23 protein-coding genes and 1 riboswitch are annotated in these 21,134 nt (G+C 38.8%); of the genes, 5 read left to right on the top strand and 18 right to left on the bottom strand.

Features of this window, described 5'->3' with window-relative positions:
• Positions 1-10: 10 nt before the first annotated feature.
• From EDC24_RS07205 to EDC24_RS07195, 3 genes are all read right to left on the bottom strand, one after another.
• A complete protein-coding gene (locus EDC24_RS07205) occupies positions 11-814 on the bottom strand; it encodes a carbohydrate ABC transporter permease (RefSeq protein WP_124221138.1) in 804 nt (267 codons plus the stop codon).
• Positions 815-848: 34 nt separating this feature from the next.
• The gene (locus tag EDC24_RS07200) at positions 849-1,805 is read right to left on the bottom strand and encodes a carbohydrate ABC transporter permease (RefSeq protein ID WP_124221136.1); all 957 of its coding nucleotides are present in this window, start codon (positions 1,803-1,805) and stop codon (positions 849-851) included.
• A gap of 82 nt (positions 1,806-1,887) precedes the next feature.
• Positions 1,888-3,195, bottom strand: a complete 1,308-nt coding sequence (locus EDC24_RS07195; protein WP_124221134.1) for a sugar ABC transporter substrate-binding protein — start codon at positions 3,193-3,195, stop codon at positions 1,888-1,890.
• Positions 3,196-3,499: 304 nt separating this feature from the next.
• Here EDC24_RS07195 and EDC24_RS07190 point away from each other — a divergent pair, with 304 nt between their 5' ends.
• Positions 3,500-4,147 carry a YesL family protein gene (locus EDC24_RS07190; protein WP_124221131.1) on the top strand — a complete coding sequence of 216 codons (648 nt, stop codon included), beginning with the start codon at positions 3,500-3,502 and terminating at the stop codon, positions 4,145-4,147.
• A gap of 264 nt (positions 4,148-4,411) precedes the next feature.
• Here EDC24_RS07190 and EDC24_RS07185 read toward each other — a convergent pair whose 3' ends face one another.
• The 5 genes from EDC24_RS07185 to EDC24_RS07165 form a co-directional block, all read right to left on the bottom strand.
• Positions 4,412-5,242 (bottom strand): carbohydrate ABC transporter permease, encoded by an 831-nt coding sequence (locus tag EDC24_RS07185; protein ID WP_124221129.1) that lies wholly within the window; start codon positions 5,240-5,242, stop codon positions 4,412-4,414.
• On the bottom strand, positions 5,239-6,117 hold the full coding sequence (locus EDC24_RS07180) for a carbohydrate ABC transporter permease (protein WP_170158503.1): 879 nt from the start codon (positions 6,115-6,117) through the stop codon (positions 5,239-5,241). Before EDC24_RS07180 ends, EDC24_RS07185 begins: the two co-directional genes overlap by 4 nt.
• A 105-nt stretch (positions 6,118-6,222) precedes the next feature.
• The gene (locus EDC24_RS07175) at positions 6,223-7,542 is read right to left on the bottom strand and encodes an ABC transporter substrate-binding protein (protein WP_124221125.1); all 1,320 of its coding nucleotides are present in this window, start codon (positions 7,540-7,542) and stop codon (positions 6,223-6,225) included.
• Between the two features lie 19 nt (positions 7,543-7,561).
• Positions 7,562-9,397: a glycoside hydrolase family protein gene (locus tag EDC24_RS07170; RefSeq protein ID WP_124221123.1), complete on the bottom strand. Its 1,836-nt coding sequence runs from the start codon at positions 9,395-9,397 to the stop codon at positions 7,562-7,564.
• A gap of 27 nt (positions 9,398-9,424) precedes the next feature.
• Positions 9,425-10,126, bottom strand: coding sequence for an N-acetylmannosamine-6-phosphate 2-epimerase (locus EDC24_RS07165; RefSeq protein WP_124221121.1), 702 nt, complete (start codon positions 10,124-10,126; stop codon positions 9,425-9,427).
• Between the two features lie 161 nt (positions 10,127-10,287).
• Here EDC24_RS07165 and EDC24_RS07160 point away from each other — a divergent pair, with 161 nt between their 5' ends.
• A complete protein-coding gene (locus tag EDC24_RS07160) occupies positions 10,288-10,491 on the top strand; it encodes a zinc ribbon domain-containing protein (protein ID WP_211342346.1) in 204 nt (67 codons plus the stop codon).
• A gap of 27 nt (positions 10,492-10,518) precedes the next feature.
• Here the strand turns inward: EDC24_RS07160 and EDC24_RS07155 are convergent, their stop codons facing one another.
• On the bottom strand, positions 10,519-10,770 hold the full coding sequence (locus tag EDC24_RS07155) for a DUF2188 domain-containing protein (protein ID WP_124221118.1): 252 nt from the start codon (positions 10,768-10,770) through the stop codon (positions 10,519-10,521).
• A gap of 185 nt (positions 10,771-10,955) precedes the next feature.
• On the opposite strand from EDC24_RS07155, the gene EDC24_RS07150 reads away from it, so the two are divergent.
• Complete coding sequence (locus EDC24_RS07150) at positions 10,956-11,609, top strand: peroxiredoxin (RefSeq protein WP_124221117.1); 654 nt, start codon at positions 10,956-10,958, stop codon at positions 11,607-11,609.
• A gap of 167 nt (positions 11,610-11,776) precedes the next feature.
• Here EDC24_RS07150 and EDC24_RS07145 read toward each other — a convergent pair whose 3' ends face one another.
• The 3 genes from EDC24_RS07145 to EDC24_RS07135 form a co-directional block, all read right to left on the bottom strand.
• Positions 11,777-12,298, bottom strand: coding sequence for a hypothetical protein (locus EDC24_RS07145; protein ID WP_124221115.1), 522 nt, complete (start codon positions 12,296-12,298; stop codon positions 11,777-11,779).
• A 73-nt stretch (positions 12,299-12,371) separates the two neighbouring features.
• Positions 12,372-13,313 (bottom strand): nucleoside hydrolase, encoded by a 942-nt coding sequence (locus EDC24_RS07140; protein ID WP_124221113.1) that lies wholly within the window; start codon positions 13,311-13,313, stop codon positions 12,372-12,374.
• Between the two features lie 89 nt (positions 13,314-13,402).
• The gene (locus EDC24_RS07135; RefSeq protein ID WP_124221111.1) at positions 13,403-13,528 is read right to left on the bottom strand and encodes an anti-repressor SinI family protein; all 126 of its coding nucleotides are present in this window, start codon (positions 13,526-13,528) and stop codon (positions 13,403-13,405) included.
• Positions 13,529-13,550: 22 nt separating this feature from the next.
• Positions 13,551-13,639, bottom strand: a riboswitch (cyclic di-GMP riboswitch).
• 126 nt (positions 13,640-13,765) lie between these two features.
• Between EDC24_RS07135 and EDC24_RS07130 the strand changes: the two genes are divergently transcribed.
• Positions 13,766-14,494: a Crp/Fnr family transcriptional regulator gene (locus EDC24_RS07130; protein WP_124221109.1), complete on the top strand. Its 729-nt coding sequence runs from the start codon at positions 13,766-13,768 to the stop codon at positions 14,492-14,494.
• An 82-nt stretch (positions 14,495-14,576) separates the two neighbouring features.
• Positions 14,577-15,935: a hypothetical protein gene (locus EDC24_RS07125; RefSeq protein ID WP_124221107.1), complete on the top strand. Its 1,359-nt coding sequence runs from the start codon at positions 14,577-14,579 to the stop codon at positions 15,933-15,935.
• 370 nt (positions 15,936-16,305) lie between these two features.
• On the opposite strand, the gene nfsA is transcribed toward EDC24_RS07125, so the two are convergent.
• The 6 genes from nfsA to EDC24_RS07095 all read right to left on the bottom strand — a co-directional run bounded on the left by nfsA (position 16,306) and on the right by EDC24_RS07095 (position 21,132).
• Positions 16,306-17,043: an oxygen-insensitive NADPH nitroreductase gene (gene nfsA, locus EDC24_RS07120; RefSeq protein ID WP_124221105.1), complete on the bottom strand. Its 738-nt coding sequence runs from the start codon at positions 17,041-17,043 to the stop codon at positions 16,306-16,308.
• Positions 17,044-17,214: 171 nt separating this feature from the next.
• Entirely contained in the window at positions 17,215-18,303 is a 1,089-nt protein-coding gene (locus EDC24_RS07115; RefSeq protein ID WP_170158502.1) for a M14 family metallopeptidase, read from the bottom strand.
• A gap of 80 nt (positions 18,304-18,383) precedes the next feature.
• Positions 18,384-19,202 (bottom strand): alpha/beta hydrolase, encoded by an 819-nt coding sequence (locus tag EDC24_RS07110; RefSeq protein ID WP_124221101.1) that lies wholly within the window; start codon positions 19,200-19,202, stop codon positions 18,384-18,386.
• A gap of 12 nt (positions 19,203-19,214) precedes the next feature.
• Positions 19,215-19,682: a DUF3237 domain-containing protein gene (locus EDC24_RS07105; RefSeq protein ID WP_124221099.1), complete on the bottom strand. Its 468-nt coding sequence runs from the start codon at positions 19,680-19,682 to the stop codon at positions 19,215-19,217.
• 24 nt (positions 19,683-19,706) lie between these two features.
• Positions 19,707-20,432, bottom strand: coding sequence for a carboxymuconolactone decarboxylase family protein (locus EDC24_RS07100; RefSeq protein ID WP_170158501.1), 726 nt, complete (start codon positions 20,430-20,432; stop codon positions 19,707-19,709).
• A 19-nt stretch (positions 20,433-20,451) separates the two neighbouring features.
• Positions 20,452-21,132 carry a cyclase family protein gene (locus EDC24_RS07095; RefSeq protein ID WP_170158500.1) on the bottom strand — a complete coding sequence of 227 codons (681 nt, stop codon included), beginning with the start codon at positions 21,130-21,132 and terminating at the stop codon, positions 20,452-20,454.
• Between the last annotated feature and the right edge of the window lie 2 nt (positions 21,133-21,134).

The following is a 21,134-nucleotide window of genomic DNA, read 5'->3' as shown; positions in this document are numbered from 1 at the left end:
CCTATAATCCTTATTTCAGTCCTGATAACTGAATGCCTTCGGTAAAATATTTCTGGAAGAATAGGAATATTAAGAAGGTCGGTATAAAGGATAATGTCGAACCTGCCATTTCAATTCCAAAATGCCCTTCTTTACTTAACATAGACGCTAAACCAACTGTTACAGGGAACATTTTTTCCTCAGTCATATAGATTAAAGGCTGGAATAAGTCATTCCAGTTCTGAATAAATGAAAATGTCCCAACAGTTGCCACGACTGGAATTGTAAGCGGGAAAATAATTTTTAAGAATATTTGAAAATCCCCTGCACCATCAATCTTAGCTGCTTCTTCAAAGTCATTAGGGATACTTTGTAGATACTGTCGTATTAGGAACACACCCATAATCCCCCAGATCTCAGGTACAATCATAGCCTCATACGAGTTAATCCAACCGAAGTTAGCAAACATAATATATTTTGGAATAATTAGTAGCTGTTGTGGAATCATGATGACGGCCATAAACACCCAGAAAATAATATCTCGACCTGGGAATACTTTTTTCGCAAAAATATAACCAACCACGGTACAAAAGAACATTTGACTGACAACTGGCGCGATGGTAATGACCGTTGAGTTAAAGATCCACCTTAAAAATATGCCATCTTGTAAAATATATTGGTAGTTGACCAACTGAAAGTTATCAGAAAACCAAAACGCTGGACTTAACAACGCATATTGCATATCTCTAAAAGAACCAAACAACATAATGACAAATGGCATTAAGAAACATGCAGCGAAGAAAAATAAACCTATATAAGCTATTATTTTTTTCAATTTCATCCCCTCTTATCTGATATGTGACTTAATGTTAGTAAATTTGTGTATCTTTCCCTAGGTATTTTCTTTGGATTAGGGAAATGACTAGTATGATGAAAAATAAAATATATGATAGAACAGCCGCATAACTAAGGTTTAAAGATGTGAAACCTTGTTCATAAAGGTAATAAACAATCGTCGTCGTTGAATAGTTAGGTCCCCCACCCGTTAATAAGAAGGTAGAATCAAAGATTTGGAATGAACCAATCGTCGTAATAATAGCAACGTAAAAGTGAATCGGTTTTAGCAACGGAAACGTGATATTCCAAAACATTTTAAGTGAGTTTGCGCCATCTATTCGAGCCGCCTCATATAATTGATTCGGAATAGATTGTAATCCCGCATAATAATAAATCATCGTACTTCCACTGACCTTTAATATACTAAGACCTGCGAGAACCATTAAAGCTTGATCTGAATCCGACAAAAACAATTGTGGTTCAATCCCAAAAAAACCTAATATAATGTTGACCATTCCATCTGCTGTACCTTGGAACATCCAACCCCATATTCCAGCGATGATGACAAATGAAGTAACAACTGGTAGGAAAAATATACCTTTAAAAAAACCAGCAAATCGAACGCCTGAATTAATAATTAGCGCCAATATTAACCCTAGAGCCATCGTCGGAATAATATAATAAATTGAGAATAATACAGTATTCCATATGGCTCTATGAGCTAAGTCATCTTCAAAGAAACGCTTCCAATGTTCAAGGCCTACAAATTCCGATTCGCCGATTACCTTCCAATCCATAAATGTCAGAACTAAACTGAACATGAATGGAAAGACTTGAAATATTAGGAAGTGAATAAAAATCGGCACAAAAAATATGTATATAATCGCATATTTTTCCCAGTTCTTTTTTAGTCGTGTTTTAAATGGGAGTTTTTGTTTTTGTTGCTTTTGATTGTGTGATTGTTCATGTAATTCTTGATTGTTTTGCATGTTAAATCCTCCCTTACTTCAATAAACAATGCACATATTAATTAGCAGAGAGCGTTAAGATTAACGCTCTCTACAACAAATACTAATTAATCTCGTTCGCGATTCTTTCTGCAGCAGCATCTGCCGCTTCTTGAGGTGACTTCTCACCTTCAAGCATCGCTTGCAGTTCAGCTTGAATGAACGGCATAATTGATCTTCCTGCTGGGTGAATAACACCTGGTAATGCATATTGAGTGTACGATGCCAACTGGCTTAAATAAGGTTGGTCATCAAAGATATCTTTAGCCGATTCTCGAGTTGGAATATACTTCGTTACGCTATTAAACTTTCGTTGATTTTCAGAATTTGTCATGTGTTTGACGAACTCTGCGGCAGCATCTGGGTTTTCAGTATTGGAAGGTACGACAAACATACCTGTTGTTCCATAAGTTTGTTGCTGCTCATTTTTCATTGGTGGAGCAATACCGAAGTCAATTTCGTCTTTTTCTTGTAGAATCTGAAGATTGATTCCCGATCCCATCGAGGCCATGATTTGACCGCTATCCCACATTTCATTATGTTCCTGGGCTGTGATTGAGTCTTCAGGCACATGGCCGTCTTCGTAAAGCTTATTAACGTATTCAAAAGCTTCAACTGATTTTTCATCGTTAATTTTAACTTCATCATCTTGAGTTAAGATTTCTCCGCCTGCTTGCCAGATATAAGGGTATAATGTACCATTCATCGAGCCACCAAAAGAAAACGCTGTTGCATAATAATCGTTTTCCTTAGCTTTAACAGCCCATTCTTCAAATTCCTCCCAAGTTTCTGGAAGGTTATCTGGATCTTCACCAATGTCACGAACCACATCTAAGTTATAAAATAACGTATAGGCTTCTTGTAAGATTGGTAGTCCATACGTTTTATCTTGCCACTGTACCGACACAAGACTTGATTCTACAAAGTCATCCATGTCATGGTCTTCTAAATACGGATCTAGTTCTAGAAGCATACCTTCATCCGCATATTGAGGCATTTGGTCTGGAATCGCATAGAAAACATCTGGACCATTGTTCGCGGCTAAAGCAGTTAAGATTTTTTGGTCACGGTTAGACCATGGAATTTGTTCAAAATTAACTGTTACACCGTATTCTTCTTCATATGAAGTCGTGATCTCATCCCACATTTCTTGTTCAGCGTCACCTTCGCCCGTGAATGGGTGTGCCCAAACCGTTATCTCCCCAGATAAGGATGATTCTTCGTCATTTGAAGCTTCCTCATCATCTTGCTCTTGATCTTCACTGTTTGTATCATCTTGATCTTCTGAGTCGCCCTCTCCATCAGAATTACAGGCCACTAAAAATATTCCTAAAAACAGTACTAACATTAATAAAAATGCTTTCTTTCTCATAAATGATCCCCTTTCAAAATAATAAATTGCCACTCCTTAACTCGAAACGCCTAAAGTACATCCCCCCTTTTATTTGAAAGCGTTACCAAAAAGATTAAGTATGTAGTGGAATAAATTTGATAACGCAAAATGTCTTACTTTTAAAAATATTCTCCATTTATTTTTAATATTATGGTTTTTTTCTTCAAAAGACAAGTCTATAATGTGTCTTAAAATGAAAATGTTGAAAAATTTAAAAAACTGCATTTTTATGATTGGCATGTGACTGAAAATTAAGTATAGTTACAAATAAGGAGTGAATGACATGACAGCATGGAATCGATTTAACGAAGCAGCTTATTGGTTACTAAGAGCCATTTACTTAAACTTTTTATGGATGATCTTCACATTATTAGGAGCCGTATTTTTTGGAATCTTCCCCGCTACAGTAGCTATGTTTCACATTTCAAGACAGTGGTTGGTCGAAAAGGACTTATCCTTAAGGGTTTTTAAGAAGTTTTGGAGAATCTATAAAGCTGAATTTATAAAAACAAATGTCTTCGCAATAGCATTTATCATTTGCGCATATATCTTATACATTGACTTTATATTTTTGATTTTGGCGGATGGGTGGGTCAATTACCTGTACCCCGTTTTCATCTTATTAGCTTTTATGTATGTAGCGACATTGACGTTTTTCTTTCCTGTTTACGTTAACTTTCAACTAAAACGAACACAGTACATTAAACAATCTTTCTTAATCGCGATGGCATCACCATTACATTTCGTCATGATCATCATGAGCCTAACTGCATTAGGAATTGTTGCCTTCTTACTACCTGGAATCGTTCCATTATTCACAGGAAGCGTAATGGCCTTCGTCACGACCTATTTGACGAATCATTCAATAGAACGAATAAAAATAAAACAACAAAAAAACTTCGCCAAAGAAGAACCCTTTTATAAATTTTAGTGATTTAAAAAGATCCGAACGACTGATTAGTGTTCGGATCTTTTTGTGAAATCATTCCTTTAATAATTGTTTTTCGTAAAATTGAACGATTTGAGTTAAGAACGCAAAAAATAACTCATTTAAATGGTTTTTAGCTCACCAGTCTATCAAAGTTAACCTCTTGAAAGCCATGCTGTGCATCACAAAACTTTTTTAACTCGCGACTTGCAAATGCTAGAACTTGACTGTCAGCTTTAAATCGTACCTTCACTGTTAAGTTCCCCTTTAGCCTTTAATCGAGCCTGCAGTTGATCCTTCTATTAAACGTCTCTGGAAAATTAAGAAAAAAATCGTGACTGGGATTATGGATAACACAAGTCCAGCGTACAACGCTCCCCAATCCGTGTGATATTGCTGTATCATCATGATGTTCGCTAACTGTAAAGGTAACGTCTTCATACTATCATCGCTAATTAAAATAAGCGCTAAAATATATTCATTCCATATCCCAACAAAATTAAAGATAGCTGCTGAGATTAACCCCGGTTTAACTAGTGGCAGCATCACATTCCAAAAGACACGAAATGGTCCACAACCATCAATAACAGCAGCCTCTTCTAAAGAATCAGGAACCTGATTAAAGAAAGCAATTAATATAAAAATCGTAAAGGATAACGAGTAAGCCACATATACCAAGACTAATCCTACTAAACTATTCACAAGATCCAACTTATTCATTAGTAGAAATAATGGAGCCATCGCTAAAAATGTAGGTAGCATAAGACCTAATAAGAACGATAGTTGGATTGTCTTTTTAAAACGAAATTGCTTTTTACTTAAGACGAACGCCACCATCGCAGATAAGAAAACAATTAATATAATACTAATAGAAGTCACAATCAAACTATTTACAAAACCGACACCTAAACCAGCATCACTCCACGCACTTACGTAGTTTCCGAAATCAATTTTCGATGGAAAAGATAGTGGTGCAAGTAGTATTTCGGATGAGGGCTTAACTGAGTTAACGAACACCCAAATGACTGGGATGATAACTAATATTGAGACAATAACTAAAAATATATGCTGACGTATTTGATTTAATATTTTCATCATGAGCGATCTCCCCTTGTGATTCTAAGCGTTAGAACTGATGCGATTAGGGTTAAGATTAAAAAGACAACACCAATGGCCGAGGCATAGCCGAAATTAAAATTAGAAAAGGCCTGTTCATACATGTATAATGAGATCGGTTCTGTTGACCCATTCGGCCCACCACCTGTCATTAACTGTGGCATTTCAAATACTTTTAACGTATTAATTAACGTAAAAATCAACACAACTTGTAAAATGTCTTTTAACATCGGTAAAATTACATAAATATTTTTCTGGAACCTAGAGGCCCCGTCTATATCCGCCGCTTCTAGTAACTCTTCTGGGATGTTCAAAATTGACGATAAAATAAGGACACTATAAAAACCGACCATTTGCCAAGCCGTGACAAATACAACACTACCAAAGGCTGTACTTTCTCGACCAAGCCACTCTCGAGTCCATTCTTCCAATCCAACCGCTTCTAAAATTCCATTTAACATACCACTCACCGGATTGAAAATCGTCGCCCATAACATAGCGATCGCAACAGCAGGTAAAATATACGGGAAAAAGGTTATGGCACGATAGAGATTGAACCATCTTGTTCGAATTAATTTAGCAATGGATAAGGCTATAATAATTGAAACCAAAAGGACAATTGGCATCAGGAACAATATATACTTTCCCGTCACAAGAAACGCATTAATAAAACTTGAATCTACAAACATGTATTTATAGTGATCGAAACCAATCCACTCTTTTGTTCCTAACCCTCTCCAGTTATAAAAACTCATTCTAAGAGCTTCAATTGAAGGGTAAATGACAAATAAAAAATATAAGACAGTGGCCGGTAATAAAAATATAATGATAGCCCATTTTTCATTTCTATGTTGCACGTTGTTCATCCTTTCAACTGGAGAAGTTTAACTCGGTCTTGTTTAACTAAAATAAGTTTAACGGCCAGCTACAAATGCACTGACCGTTGAACTTATTAACTAAAGTTACCAGGAGATATCAACTTTCTCTACATTATCATTATTTCTTGTTTGTTCAGCAAAAGCCTCTGCTTCTTCTGCAAATTCCTCAGGCGTTATATCACCTAACATTAAGCTTTGGTATAGATCCACAATATTTCCAGCTAACTCAGGGTAAGTATCATTGATAGCCGTTGGTGCATATGAACCTGAGGATTCCTGTAAAACGCCTAAAGCACTAGCTAAAGCATCCGATTGAATTGCATCATCTGTATTTTTAACTACACTAGCCAAACCTTTAGACTCAACCATTTTCTCTACTTCTGCTTCACTAGATAGATATTTTAGGAATTCGATGGCTGCGTCCTTCTGGTTAGCATCTTCTGGGATATACCAAGCACCACCCCAACCTGTTGAAATAGGCGCTAATTGTTCACCATCTCCATTAGCTACAGCTGGTTGATTTAAGGCACGCAATTTGAAATCTTCCGGTATAACGTCTGCCATTTCACCTTCTAACCATGTACCAGCCATTGCGAATAAAGCATCTCGCTGGAAGAAAAACGTTTGCGCTTCTGTATGGTTGATGCCGAACGTTCCTTCCATAAACAATCCTTCTTCAACCATTTTTTGTGACTCTTGTGCAGCTTTCAAAATAGCATCAGACTGCCAAGCTCCTTCTTCTAAATTGTAAGCATTTAATAGAGCCTCTTCTCCACCAAATCTTTCAACTAGTGGGAGATAAATACCATAGAAATAATAACTCGGATGTACACCAGGGATAGCAAAGACAGCTTTACCTTGTTCTTCAGCCTGATCGGCTAGTTCATATAATTCTTCCTGTGTTTGTGGGACTTCCCAACCTTGATCATTAAATAACTTTTCATCATACCACCATAAGTAACCTGAGGCGAAAACTGTAGGAATACCATATGTATTCCCATCTTTCTTCAGATTGAATTGGCCTTCCTCAAATGTATCAACCCAAGCTTGATCACTTTCATAAGCATTCTCATCCAAATAATCATCCAATGGAGCAATCATACCTTCACGTATAACACCTTGGATATCAAAGCTTGGACCCGGAACGATTAAATCCGGCACATCATCAGATAAGAAACGTGTTTGCAATTGTTGATGTATGTCGGGACTTGATGTAACGTCAATCGTAACACCCTCATTCATCTCCATATAGCTTTCTGCTGAGTCTTTAACCCATTCGGAACCAAAACCACCTTCAAACATCATCACTTCAACTGTCGTCTCACCATCATCGTTGTCACTTTCATCTGTACATCCCGCGACAACGACTAATAATAATACTAACGTCCATAGTATTTTTTTCATGCTTAACTCTCCTTTTTTATTAATCTAAAAATGTAACATGTTGCTCACTCATAATAAGACCCGCTATCGTTAATGCATTCGTCCATCCACTTTCTATACAATAAGCCCCCCATCCTGTGTCGCCATTATTTCCGAAGTATTCTTGCTGTTGTAAGTGGTAAGCTCGCATCCAGCCACCATGAAATACGTCTCTTTCAGACGTAATTTGAATCTGCTGAATAAAAGCTTTAATTCTTTTATGAAATTCAAGGTATTCTTGATTTCCAGTACTTCTATAAGCTTCAAAACTATTAAGCAGTAAGAAATTATTCGTATATAATTGATCGCCAATCCCTTCGTTGTTAAAACGAAAGACACCTGTGTCTTCCTTTCCATAACGGTCTGGGTCCGGATTATCAGCTTCTTCAATGCCACCCAGCTCATGCTGGTGTGTTCTTAAATAATCCACAACCTCTTGAATGCCTTTTAAGAAAACATCATAATTCGTTAATTGATACACTTCACTTAATGCCAATAAAAATCGACTGAATCCTGATGTTTTACTATACATAAATTTCAACTGATCCATATTCTCTAATAAATGCCTTGTCCCCTTGCTAGCGACATCTAAATACGTTTGATCCTTGGTGACAAGGTAGGCCTGTAAGTATGCAGCGTGGGCAATGCTCTCAAAATGAGGGTTCATACTACACTCATTTGACTCCTTAAAATGATTAGCTCCATGCTCCAGCAACTCATGACGCCTAATCGCTTCAACACGTAACCCCAAATGATTTTGAGTTCGGTACATCGCCTCTATCGTAAGAAGTCCTCGACGTTTGTAATCACTGTGCCCCGTTTTTCGATATAAATATAGTAAAACTAAGGCAACCCAGCTATTATCATCTGTGAACATTTGATCAGGTTTATCAGACGGAAACTTGAACCACTTCCAGAAACCATAAGTCAGCGATTCTGGATCAAGATCTTGATAACCACTCTCTAAAAGGTACTTTAAAATATTGTGAGAGGTATCCTTATAACGATCATTTCCACTGTATTCACCATATAAATAAAACATTAAAGCTGATTGAGCATTACAATCTGGTCGAATATCCTGACTAACGGTGCCTCGAAAAGCGTGTATATTTTCATAGATTCCTAGACTACCGTCAACTTTTGGCATAATGCCGGAGTCGAAAAACCAACGTACGCCTCGATGAATCGTTTCCTCTGTCGATTTCGGTTCGGAATCTATTACTTTTATTCGCTCCATTTTTGCAAGACCTGACTCAACCGATAAGTTGTTTAGAATACAATCCCAAACCCAATTCGGTCTTAACGTCCACGGCTCTTGATTGCCGATTATCGGGACAGTTGAAAAAATAGTTTTCCCACGACCTAAAGAGTGTCCTATAATAACCGGGAATTGACCTTCTGATTCCGTTACATGCGTCTCTGTAAACAATCCCATATCTACATAAACTTTTGAATCAAAGCTAAAACCCGTAAGAAAAGGGCCATTCATCTCAAACAGTTGCCCTGTCTGAAGCGATGTGAGATGATCAGTTACCCTCAATTTTTCTAAACGTCTATAAGTTAATGGAAAGTCTTGTTTAAATCCAAATAGCCTAGAAGACGGAAAATCATCACAATTAATCATTTCACCGTATAACATCCCGCCATTTTCCACGTACTTCCATAACTTGTCTAATACTGAATAGTCCAATACGGCCGGTTGATGGTCGGTTAGTCCATTAATTAAAACTTGCTCATATGTATATAAATCAATAGAAGATAATTCATTTAGTTCAAAATAATCGACTTTATTTTCTTCAAATCGCACTGAATGAACTTGTCCAAAAACTGCGATCACGTTAGCACCTCCCTTATGAATGCGTTTTCAAGTCTCTTTATAACTAACGGCCATCATTTCCGAGACAAAACGTTTCGTAATCTCTTGCGGTCGTGTTATTGCCGCCCCAACGACTACAGCATATGCTCCTTGTTCCAGACATTTTTTTGCAATGTCAGGTGAATGGACTCTTCCTTCTGCAATAACCGGCTTTTGACAAGCTCTTAATATTTCAGACAGTAAAACTTCATCAAAGCCCCTTAAATGCTTCGTATCTTCTGTATATCCTGCTAGTGTAGTCGAGATAACGTCTACTTCGAGCTCATCCGCAACAACTGCTTCCTCAAAGGTAGAGATATCTGCCATTAACGGCAAACCTGGATACTCCTGTCTGATTTGTCTCACAAATGCATCCAGCGGTTGGTCATCTGGTCTCTTCCGATAAGTTGCATCAAAGGCCACGATATCAGCACCTGCTTTAACAATCTCACGAACATCATCAATTGTAGGAGTAATATAAATATCACTATCCGCATAACGCTTTTTATATAAACCAATGACCGGCAAACTGACATGTTTCTTAATTTCTTTTATGTCCCACGGCGTATTAGCCCTTATACCGACAGCTCCTCCCTCTTCAGCGGCAATTGCCATTTTTGCCATGATATCTGAACCATACAAAGGTTCATGCGGCAACGCTTGGCAAGACACAATTAAACCCTTCTCTAATTTTCTTAGAATCTGTTCCATCTGAACACCCCGAATTTAAAAAATATTCAAATTAATTCTAATTATATAATAAAAAGGAGAAATAATCCACTTTTTTTCTAAAAAATGTAGTTTTAATCCATAAAAAATGCAGCTATGTTCAAGAATGCTTTTCAGTTACAATAAATTCAAGGAGGGATATTATGGCAGATGGTTGCATTAAATGTGGACAAAATGATGTTGGACAAAAGGACGTGTCCATGACAGGTTCAGGCTTATCAAAAATGTTTGATGTGCAGCATAATAAATTTACCGTCGTGTATTGTAACAACTGCGGGTACTCAGAGTTTTATAACAAAAATACCTCTGCAGCAGGCAATGTGATCGACTTTTTCTTCGGCGGATAAAAAGGCAGTGGCGGGCGCCACTGCCTTTTACTTCACATCATCATATGACATATTCTCATCGATATCGCCATCTTCATCTACCATCTGAACGTACGATTCATACTCATCCGAGATCTCATCTGCCCTTCTCAAGGCTTCCTTGTCCGTTTCAAATGTTTCGTAATCATCTTCTTGCCCCACTAAATAAACGATCCAGTCATCACCTTTCCGCTTAACAATGACGCCGTTTTCGACCATTTCAGGACGACCGCCCCCATGCTGACTTTTTTCTTCACTCATGACTATCGCCTCCTCCACTTTTAATATGCGAAAAGTTCCCTATTTTTATGAAAAACTTTTGGACGACGATTAATTTTTTAAAAAATAAGCAAAATATTTTTCATAGTCGGTTCATTTTTGCTATGATAAGAATATAATAAAACATAGTAATCTTATGGGGATTATATGTTAAGGAGGAATTTTGAATGACTGAAGAAAATCAAAATCCAATCAGCTTACCACGAATCGGAGACTCAGCACCTTCGTTTACAGCTAAAACAAACCACGGTGAGGTGAGCTTAGAAGACTACAAAGGAAAATGGCTTGTCTTATTCTCTCACCCAGCCGATTTCACGCCAGTTTGCACAACAGAATTTGTCGCGTTTCAAGAAATTTATCCAAGACTTCGCGAACTAAACACGGAATTACTAGGTCTTAGCATCGACAGTAATCAGTCACACATCGCGTGGGTACGCAATATTGAGGAAAATTTCAATATCAAAATTGAATTTCCAGTCATTGCAGACTTAAATAAAGAGGTTGCACAAAAATACGGCATGATTCACCCAAACGAAAGCGGAACTGAAGCTAGCCGTGCTGTATTTGTTATAGACGACAAACTAACGATTAAAGCCATCATTTACTACCCATTAACGACTGGTCGTAATATGGAAGAGATCGTTCGCTTAGTTCAAGCGTTACAAACAACAGCAGACAACCAAGTATCAACGCCAGCCAACTGGACACCTGGTGACAAAGTCGTTGTGCCACCACCAGCATCCCAAAAAGAAGCTGACGAACGCGCAAATGACGACAGCTACGAAGTCATCGACTGGTACTTAGCGAAGAAAGAGCTATAAAGAAAAAGGAGTGAGCTGCGGCTCACTCCTTAGTTTTTTTATAGAATTGTTTTGAGCAGTTAGCTCAGCGTTTTGAGCACTCAACAGCTTGTTTTGAGCACTCAATTTCGTCTTTTGAGCAGTCAGCCACCTGTTTTGAGTACTTAGCTATGCCATTTGAGCACTTATTACTCTCCTGCCCAAACAATCTCACCTTTTTGCTCAACATCATCCACTTCAACATAAAAGTGGTGTTTTTTATAAAAATACGTGAGGCGATTTAAATGATCCCAGTCTCGCTCGACTAAGTCGCCTTTAATATATTGATAATTGTACGTTCGTACATGCTCTTTCAAATGATTCATTAAAATCGAGCCATAGCCTTGATCTTCTCGTCCTTTTATATCATTAATGTGTACCGTGCTCTCCTTGCGGTATTCAAGTTGCAAGCAAGAATCCCACTCCCCACGGTAAGCACCTCGACAATCGTTAATCATAATTTGCGCTGACCCTTGATCTTCATGCTTAAAGACGATGACCCAGTGGTCGTGCTTCGTTTGATCAATTCCGATGACCTCGTACTTTTTCGAGATTTCTTTCATATTTTCACGCATTCGAAAGACCTGAAACTCCATATCCTCAAGCTCTTCCTGACGTTCCTCAGGGCTAATTGAGCCTGACTCAAGCTCCAATAATTTAGAAAAACTCATCGAATGCTCCTTCCTTAAAAAAACTCAAACATATTGCGCGATTATACTAGAGAAAGAGCAACCTTGCAATTACCTAAACTTTGTGAATAGCTTCAATAAATAAGTCCACCAACGAATCGCGATTGACATCATATAGTACGTAGGCGTTTGGCGGCATCCCCAAAGCATCGACATAGTCTACAACTGTTGTGCCACTCGTCACAGAAGCCCCTCGTTCAATCGTGACATAGTAAAAATTCCCACTAAATAACATAGGATCAATCACATACGCGACAGCACACACATCATGAAGCCGAACCACTTCTTCAAAATAGGGCTCATGAAAAGGCGTGCCAACAGCCGCTTCTTGGTAAAATTTCAACATGTCATACACTTTATCCGATAAATCCGTCCCGATTTCTTTAATCTCTTCTAACTCCTCATTCGTTAAATAAGCCTGTCTCGTCACATCCAAACTGGATAAAATAATCGGAACGCCTGACCGGAACACAATTTCCGCTGCATCAGGGTCCACGTACATATTAAACTCCGCCGTCGGAATAACGTTTCCACCGGTTGCCGCACCACCCATGATGGAAATCTTTCTTATGTTTGATTTAACTTCAGGATGCGCAAGCATTAATGCGGCTATGTTAGTAAGCGGACCCCCTGTCACAATCGTAACCGGCTCATCGGAAGTCATAATGACATCACGCATGGCGTCAATCGCCTTCTCACTAAATTCAATCTCCACATTCGGAAACTCAACAGGACCTGTTCCGGTCTCCCCGTGAAAATCAGCCGCCGTTTCTAACTCTTTGAAGATCGGCTTTTCAAGCCCGCGAGCTACCCTTACATTTTTACCTAAATAATTCACAAAGTTTACCGCATTTTGATGCGTCAAATCCTGCGTTTGATTCCCTGCCACAGTCGTAATTAGTCTAACGTCCAAATTTTCATGCGTGATCGCAACAAGTAGCATCATCAAATCATCAATTCCAGGGTCCGTATCGATGATGACTGGAATTTTGGCCATAAAAAAACCCCCAATAAAATAAGTACTTACTTTATTTTATTGAAGGCCTCCCCAAATGTTATGATTTTTTCATAATGAGGTAAAAAATGTTATTTCTGTCTTAAAAATTCCTTGACCTCATCTTGAGTTAATCCAATATTTTTCGCTTCTTTGATTAACTCGACCCACTCCCGATCTAATTCTGTTACTTGCGTTTCACATTTTAACAGTAACATGAATATCCTCCCCCATTTAGTATGAGGCAGCTGTGCTATCTTAGGCCTGTTAAGCCCTTAGACCACCGGCTTTGCGTCCCTTCTTTTCAAAAAGGTTTGCCTTTTCTAACAAGAAAAAGTTATTAGACTCACCACCTTTTATAGCCAAAAGTCTTATTAATTGTTATAATATTTTAAACTATTAAAAAAATCTGTTAGATAACTCACATTAAATAAATTTTTTTTAGGAGAGGTATTATGGAGTTCAGTAAACTATGGTATTTGTCGAAAATTGGCTTTTTAGACGGGGTTCCAGAATCAGCGAGTAACGATGTCGTCGACTGTATCCAACACACTGACTACAGGCGGGGCGAGATTATTCGGACGCCAGAGACATTTCGGGACGAGCTTTGTTTCATCAAAACAGGTTGCGTTAGAATTTTTACCGTGAACCACAAAGGAAAAGAATTTACCTACAGCTTACTTGGCCCAGGAAGCACATTCGGTAAAATGAAAACCTTCTCGCTCAACGTTCAAGAGTCCTATGTACAAGCAGTTGATGATACGCATTTTTGTTCAGTCAATGAAGAAACCTTCCTAAAACTATCCGAGAAACACCCCACACTTTTACAGAAGGCACTCCAAGAATTGAGTTTTCGCTTAGAAGAACGTGAGGAAATGTTAAAAAGCTTAGCGTTAGACCATGTACGCGACCGAATTATTCATCTACTCCAAACCCTTCATAACCGTTATTATGAACCTAGACCAAACCAACAATATCATTCAATTCATTTTCCTCTAACCCAACAAGAAATTGCGAATATGGTCGGCTCAACGCGCGAGGTGGTCTCGACAATTTTGCGAGAACTAGCAGAAGAAGGCTTAGTCCGTTTTCCGAAGCGCAAACGCATTGACGTTCACGACTCGATCATCAAAGAAGACCCTAATCCAAGTTACATTCGAAACTTATTTATTGAAAATGGCTAACGCGACAGTTAGCCATTTTTATATGACAAATTCCACCAATCACTCTATAATGGATGTAGATTTTGTCAAAAGGAGCGTCACCATGAAACGGATCTACATCCGGCCCATTGCCGCGCTATTAATGGGCTTTACCTATTTAATCGCACAATTTATCGAGCATCCCGTGTTGCCAACACTCATTAGTTTGTTTGCAACAATCACGATCATTTCATTCATCCCTTATTTAAGCAAAACACCAATGATTTTAATTAGTGGTTTGCTCATTTTGTCGGCTGCTTTATTTTTAATGGGAGAAGGGCTGACCGAGATGTTTCGCGGTGTCCGTGAAAACGTCGGATTACTTGCGATTTTTATATTCGTTCCGCTCATTTCACTCCCGATTCGAAACGGGCAGTATCTCGATTATATGGATATCATTTTTAATTATTATATCAAAACATCACGTCAGCTCTATGCCTATTTGAAAGTGTCACTGATGGGGATTGGCTCAGTCATGAACCTCGGGACAATCCCGATTATGTATCATTTAACGAGCACACCGTCATTTAAAGATTATGAAGATACGAGGTTGCGTGCGCTCATTCGCGGTTTTGCGATGTCGTTTTTATGGTCACCGTACTTTATTTCGATCGCACTTATTTTATCTTATTTTGACGTGACCTGGTTTGAACTGTTTCCGTATGGATTTACATTTGCGTTAATCGGAATTTTGCTAGGGTTTTTGATGATGGGAAAAGTGAACGAACAGATTGATATTGTCGAAAAAGACCATGACGTCTCCATTCAAAAAGCCAAACGAAAACTCGTTGAACTCGTGCTCATCATTGTCGTCATGACCGCACTTACGATGACCATTGAGCATTACGTCGATTTGTCAGTCTTAACGATCATCCCAATTATTGCGATCGTGGCTTCAACAATCTGGTCGCTCTTTTTCCAAAGTCCGGGCGAATATGTTAAGGACCTCTATGACTATACACAGAACCGGCTTCCGAAAATGGGTAACGAACTTTCATTATTTATCGCAGCCGGAACCTTTGGCTTGGCCATTTTAAACGCAGGCGCAAGCGAGTGGATCATTTACTTTATCGAATCCACCGGCATCACCCATATGCTAATTTTACTGCCGATTTTGGCGTTAATCGTAAACGGATTATCGTTCGTCGGCATTCACCCGATTATCACCAATACCGCACTCGCAATTACGCTAAGCTCCTCGCCAATCTTTGAAGGCGACCACCTGCTATTGAGCCTTGGGTTGTTGATCGGCTGGATGATGACGATTCTAGTATCACCTTTTTCCGCCACGAACTTGATGGTCGGAAATTTAACCAATACCAACTCCGTCCACGTCGGGTTAAAAATGAACTGGAAGTATGCGTTGATCCTGTATGCCTTGTTGTATGCGATTATTGCGGGGTTATATTTTATTGGAGTATAAGAAACGCCTCAGAAGCGCGTGCTTCTGAGGCGTTTTGGTTTTATGTGGAATTGTAGAGTGGTTTTTCTATCGGGTGTGTTCGTCATTCCAACAGGTCTGTTTTGCCCTCCAGCAGGTGAGTATTGCCCCCCCCACCGGGTGTGTTTGCTCTTCTATCGGGTAAGTTTCACTCTCCAGCAGGCCTGTTCACTCTTCCACCGAGCCTGTTCATCCCTCCAGCGGGCCTGTTTCTCTCTCCTGCGGGTATGTTCACTCTTCCACCGAGCCTGTTCATCCCTCCACCGAGCCTGTTCAACCTTCCAGCGGGTACGTTCGCTCCTCCACCGAGCCTGTTCAACCTTCCAGCGGGCCCGTTCCACACCCATATAAATTAATCCAACGAAAATCCTTTCGACAACACAAACTCTCGCATGTGCAGTCGACGTGGTGCTTTCAGCATTTTCGCCATCGTCTCTGACCATGTTCCCACTCGGCGGTTCGTCAACCTTGATTGATAATACTCAGCCATGTCCTCATCGTACTTCTCTATAATGCTTGGATACTTTTCTTCGTCATATTCATTCTCATGCAAAATAGCTTCAACCGGAAGTCTCGGCTTCACATACTGCGTCTCATCCGGCACACCAATCGTCATACCGAACAACGGAAACACATGATCAGGCAGCGAGACCAACTCACTAATTTGTTCAGGATTATTCCTTACGCCACCGATATAACAAATGCCATAACCTTTCGACTCAGCGGCTACTGCAAAGTTTTGAGCGAACAATGACGTGTCCGTCGTGCCAACTAGGAAGTTTTCTAGACCCGTCATGTCAAGCTCCTCACCATTTTTCTTTAGCGCATATTCTAAACGCTTAAAGTCCACGCAAAATAGTAACACGACCGGCGCTGACATAATCTGTTGCTCATTACGGCTTAACTCAGCAAGCGCCTCTCGTTTTTCAGCATCCGTCACGCGAACAATCGAGTAAGCTTGTACAAAATTCGAGCTCGCCGCATGTTGCGCTGCGTCAATCAATTCATGCAGATCCTCATTCGCGATTTCAGTATCTTTATATTTCCGAATCGAAACGTGTCGTTTAAGTAAATCCATTGTGTCATTCATTGTGAGATCACCTTTCTTTACGTTGTTGTATAAAAATGTATCTAAAAACCACGCTTATTTCAATTAATCTGTTTATGTTTAAAGTTCCAAACAATGGGGAACCATATAAGAAGACACTCAATCTCCCCCTTAATTATATAAGAAGGCGTCCGGCTAAAACCGGACGCCTTTTTACTTTAATAATTCTTGTGCGAACAATAACCCTATTGATTTATGCTGCTCCCAGATCCAGTCGAAATTTTCTATCGGCACAGGACCCGGTCCGACGAACGGCGAGATCTCAGGCGTCAAGTTCGGTCGATTCGTCTCTTCAACAAACCAATCCGAAAACATGCCACCATAGCCCCCCGTATCAATAGGATAACCCGTATACTCACTCATCAACTGCGCCAACTCAATCGACTCTCGCTCCAATTCATCAGGCAACAGCTGACCGTAGTAAATAATTTCACCCGATGAATGATAAGCAAGCGCCAACTCAAAATCATGCTCTCTGATTAAACCAGCCAGCGCTTGAACTTCCGGCTCACTCATCGGCTCAGGCCCTTTGTAATTTTGAAACCCAGGCTCGCCCGTATCCGCATGCGCATCTTCCCAACCCGTTGAAAAATTCCGATTCAAATCAACGCCGCGCGCATTCGCTTTCCAATGCGAAAAGTCCGTATCACCATTATTCATCGCCAAAAGCTCCTCCGAATTCTGAAGCGCCTCAGCCCCTTCCTGCACAAGCGTCACGCCATCCGGATTCACCATCGGTACATAATAAATTGAAACTTCCTTCAACAGCTCCCGAGCCGAAAAACCATCAATCTTCTCATTCTGAACAAACGCTCGACTATACGTATCCAGCTGATTCATCACGACATTCGTCGTCATATACTCCCTGGCATGAGTCGCCGCGTGAATCAAATACTCTGTATCACCATAACCCAACCGAGCCGCGTACAAATCCCGGCCATCCACCGACTGACCAATCACTTCAGTTGAAACAAGGCTCTGATAATTATCATCTAAAGCTTGCAGATCCTCGATCATTTGGTTGTATGTATAGTGGGTGTGGGGGTTGACGATGGGGTCAGTATGTTTTACATCGGACTCAGTTATGAATTTATTGTTATCATTTATAACTTTTTCTTTTAAAACAAAATCAAAATCCTTTAAGTTTGTTGTTGTTTTTTCTCCACTTAAATTAATAAACACACCAACAAATATAACTAAACTAATTAAACCAAATATCCAAAAGTTTCGATGTGTTTTCAATAAAAACGCCCCCAAATCACAATATATGACTATCATAATCATATCAATTCTTTGAGGGACCATGTTAAAAATTATAAAATTTACTTAATAAACTTTTCAATTTGCTTAAAAACTTCTGGCTGCTGATTAAACACTAATGTTAAGTGATTGGCAGAAGTTTCTTCAACTTGTAAGTTAGTTATATTATCTTCAACAACATTAAAGGATTCTTCTAAAAATAATGGACGTTGTCCCATATTCCCTTTGGCAATGATCAATAACGTCGGAACATTTATTTCTGACAAAATCTTTGAATGTTGAAAGTAAAAAAATGTATCATAATCCTGTTTTAGTAACTTAACATCCATTTTGCTTTCCCAACCATTTGATGTCTTGTTGGACTCATATTCTGCAAACTTTCTATGATGCTCAGTCCACTCAATCCCGGCTTTCTCAAATGAAATTTTTGTTTCATTTATATAATCTTCTTGAGAATTATAGGATTTGCTTAACCTTAACAATGAATTAGAAATCATAACTTGTTGATCATCATCAGCATACCCCGCACCATCTAATAAAACTAACTTCCCTACTTTATCACTCTTAGCTGCAGCTTCAGCACATATATATGCACCTATTGAATATCCAACTAAAATAACATCATTCAGGCTAAGTATATCTAATAACTCTAACAAATCATTGGCATGATGACTTATAGATGTCTGTGAATTAAAATCACTTTGACCACGACCACTCAAATCATATGTGATAAATCGATCGTCTTTAAAATAATCCTGAAAATACTTTAACTGCATATGATTACCTGTTAAACCATGAACAGAGACCACAGGTTGTTTATCATTATTAGGATCATTAATTGTTAAAGTCCTACCATCTTGCAGCTCGATTCTTTGTAGCATGATACCCACTCCTCAATTAACTTCGTAGATTGAGTAATTCACTTTTCCTTCCAAACGCTTACCGCGTGAAACGAAAATTCGTTTATTTAACCAGTCATATTTCTTAGACGATGTTTCAAAAACAGGTTGTGTACTGAAATAATATTCACTAATGTCAACTTCCTCATTAGCATCTAATCGATCTAAAACTTCTTTAGGTCCCGTTCGAATTCCTCGATAAGTCATCAAAATTAATTCATCGTCATTAGTTTGAAGTAAAATTCGTACGTCTTGAATAATTGTTCCATCTTCTCTCACGGTAATCCAATCATCTCCGCCTGGAACAACTACCCCTTTTAATTGCTCACCTTCAAATGAGCCACCTGTCACACGAATAACTCTTCTGTTACCAATAGGAGTCTTCCCAGGCAAATGAGGACTTTCAACAAACAATTCAAGGTCAAATAAAAACTCTAGATTAGGTGCTTCAAAATGTTCCATTCTATGCACTTCCTTCCCTTGCTTTTACAAGTACTCTGAAATCTCAAACCATGCTGGTATGCCAGCTGTTAAAGTGGCGGTTAAAGCGACTTCTGCCAACTCTTCGGGTGTTGCCCCTAGTTTCTTCGCTGCATTCACATGTAACCTTACACCTTCTTCATACTGTTCCGCTACATTAATACCAATTAAAGTAAACTCTTTCATTTTTCTTTCCAAGTAACCGTCTTTAAGAATAGAAGACCTCAATTGACCATAATGTAATAATACATGCTCGGCTTCACTTTGTAATAGACTAACCCAATTGGGCTTTTGACCATTCGCCTCCGTTTTGAAATAATCCAAAGCTTCCTGAATGGTTGATATATCACTTACCTCACCAGGGTGCTCAAGGTTCACATCTTTCTCTCCTAAATAATCTTGTGCATAATCTATAGCTTTAATTCCTTCTAACCATGCCGGTATGCCTCGAGATAAAATGCATGGTGTTAAAGTCTCAACTAATTCGTGTATTGTCGCTCCAGAATCGATCGCACGTTTTGTATGATGAATCATACCTTTTTCATAACGTCTAGCAGCATTAATACCTACTAATATAAGCTCTTTGTCTTTCCTCGAAACATACCCATCTTCCAAAACATCATCTTGTAGTTGCAAATAGGATTTTTGAATTTCTGGATAATGTTCATTTAACTTTTCAATATCACTTGTAACTTGAGCATTAAGTTGTTGCAAGTGTTTAAGTTCAACCATTGATGACATCACCGATCCTTTAATCTAAAATTGCCAAAGCACGAACTGGAGAGGCGGTTGCATTTTTCAGTTTCAAAGGCGTTGCATGGAACGTAAATTTACGATCAGTTGGCAGTTTCTCTAAGTTAACCATATTCTCAATGATATAGGTATTATGCCCAAGAACTTCCATGTGTACTTCTCGTCGCATATTATCGTTGACATCAATATTAGCTAAATCAAGACCTACTGATTTCACTTTTTTCGAGGTTAACCATTCACCTGCACTTTTTGCAAATGCTTTATCCGAAAAAAAAGTGTCGTCTCCCCACTCACCTTTTCTTGTGCGAACAAGTACTATATCATCTTTTTCCACCTGAACACCTTGAGATTGTTCAATTTGATCAAGCATATCAGCTGTGACGGGTTCATCTGGTGATTTAATATCGGAGAGATCCAAAAACACTGCTCTTCCCATTGTTTTTTCTAATTTCATTTCACTTGTTGATTCACCATCACGAATGAAATGTAGAGGAGCATCAATATGTGTCCCGCTATGATCAGAAAAGGAAAGTAATCTAGACTCAAAACCTTCACTAGGTGGTAAGTAACGATCTTTTGTATTTTCAAATGTTGAGTGTTCTTTAATGGATATAGACGGGTGACTCTTAAAAGTCTCTAATCCATCATAAATTTCTAATGTTAGATCTACTATCTTCATAC

This window comes from Aquisalibacillus elongatus (assembly GCF_003843875.1).
In the GTDB taxonomy this organism is placed as follows: domain Bacteria; phylum Bacillota; class Bacilli; order Bacillales; family Alkalibacillaceae; genus Aquisalibacillus; species Aquisalibacillus elongatus.
The sequence above is the reverse complement of the archived record's forward strand: the minus strand, read 5'-3'. Positions and strand labels throughout refer to the sequence as shown.

What these genes read in the sequence shown, in the direction of transcription:
- EDC24_RS07200 (WP_124221136.1), bottom strand. Translation starts at nt 1,805, where the DNA reads ATGCAAAACAATCAAGAATTACATGAACAATCACACAATCAAAAGCAA.
- EDC24_RS07195 (WP_124221134.1), bottom strand. Translation starts at nt 3,195, where the DNA reads ATGAGAAAGAAAGCATTTTTATTAATGTTAGTACTGTTTTTAGGAATA.
- EDC24_RS07190 (WP_124221131.1), top strand. Translation starts at nt 3,500, where the DNA reads ATGACAGCATGGAATCGATTTAACGAAGCAGCTTATTGGTTACTAAGA.
- EDC24_RS07185 (WP_124221129.1), bottom strand. Translation starts at nt 5,242, where the DNA reads ATGATGAAAATATTAAATCAAATACGTCAGCATATATTTTTAGTTATT.
- EDC24_RS07175 (WP_124221125.1), bottom strand. Translation starts at nt 7,542, where the DNA reads ATGAAAAAAATACTATGGACGTTAGTATTATTATTAGTCGTTGTCGCG.
- EDC24_RS07165 (WP_124221121.1), bottom strand. Translation starts at nt 10,126, where the DNA reads ATGGAACAGATTCTAAGAAAATTAGAGAAGGGTTTAATTGTGTCTTGC.
- EDC24_RS07160 (WP_211342346.1), top strand. Translation starts at nt 10,288, where the DNA reads ATGGCAGATGGTTGCATTAAATGTGGACAAAATGATGTTGGACAAAAG.
- EDC24_RS07155 (WP_124221118.1), bottom strand. Translation starts at nt 10,770, where the DNA reads ATGAGTGAAGAAAAAAGTCAGCATGGGGGCGGTCGTCCTGAAATGGTC.
- EDC24_RS07150 (WP_124221117.1), top strand. Translation starts at nt 10,956, where the DNA reads ATGACTGAAGAAAATCAAAATCCAATCAGCTTACCACGAATCGGAGAC.
- EDC24_RS07145 (WP_124221115.1), bottom strand. Translation starts at nt 12,298, where the DNA reads ATGAGTTTTTCTAAATTATTGGAGCTTGAGTCAGGCTCAATTAGCCCT.
- EDC24_RS07140 (WP_124221113.1), bottom strand. Translation starts at nt 13,313, where the DNA reads ATGGCCAAAATTCCAGTCATCATCGATACGGACCCTGGAATTGATGAT.
- EDC24_RS07135 (WP_124221111.1), bottom strand. Translation starts at nt 13,528, where the DNA reads ATGTTACTGTTAAAATGTGAAACGCAAGTAACAGAATTAGATCGGGAG.
- EDC24_RS07130 (WP_124221109.1), top strand. Translation starts at nt 13,766, where the DNA reads ATGGAGTTCAGTAAACTATGGTATTTGTCGAAAATTGGCTTTTTAGAC.
- EDC24_RS07125 (WP_124221107.1), top strand. Translation starts at nt 14,577, where the DNA reads ATGAAACGGATCTACATCCGGCCCATTGCCGCGCTATTAATGGGCTTT.
- nfsA (WP_124221105.1), bottom strand. Translation starts at nt 17,043, where the DNA reads ATGAATGACACAATGGATTTACTTAAACGACACGTTTCGATTCGGAAA.
- EDC24_RS07110 (WP_124221101.1), bottom strand. Translation starts at nt 19,202, where the DNA reads ATGCTACAAAGAATCGAGCTGCAAGATGGTAGGACTTTAACAATTAAT.
- EDC24_RS07105 (WP_124221099.1), bottom strand. Translation starts at nt 19,682, where the DNA reads ATGGAACATTTTGAAGCACCTAATCTAGAGTTTTTATTTGACCTTGAA.
- EDC24_RS07100 (WP_170158501.1), bottom strand. Translation starts at nt 20,432, where the DNA reads ATGGTTGAACTTAAACACTTGCAACAACTTAATGCTCAAGTTACAAGT.
- EDC24_RS07095 (WP_170158500.1), bottom strand. Translation starts at nt 21,132, where the DNA reads ATGAAGATAGTAGATCTAACATTAGAAATTTATGATGGATTAGAGACT.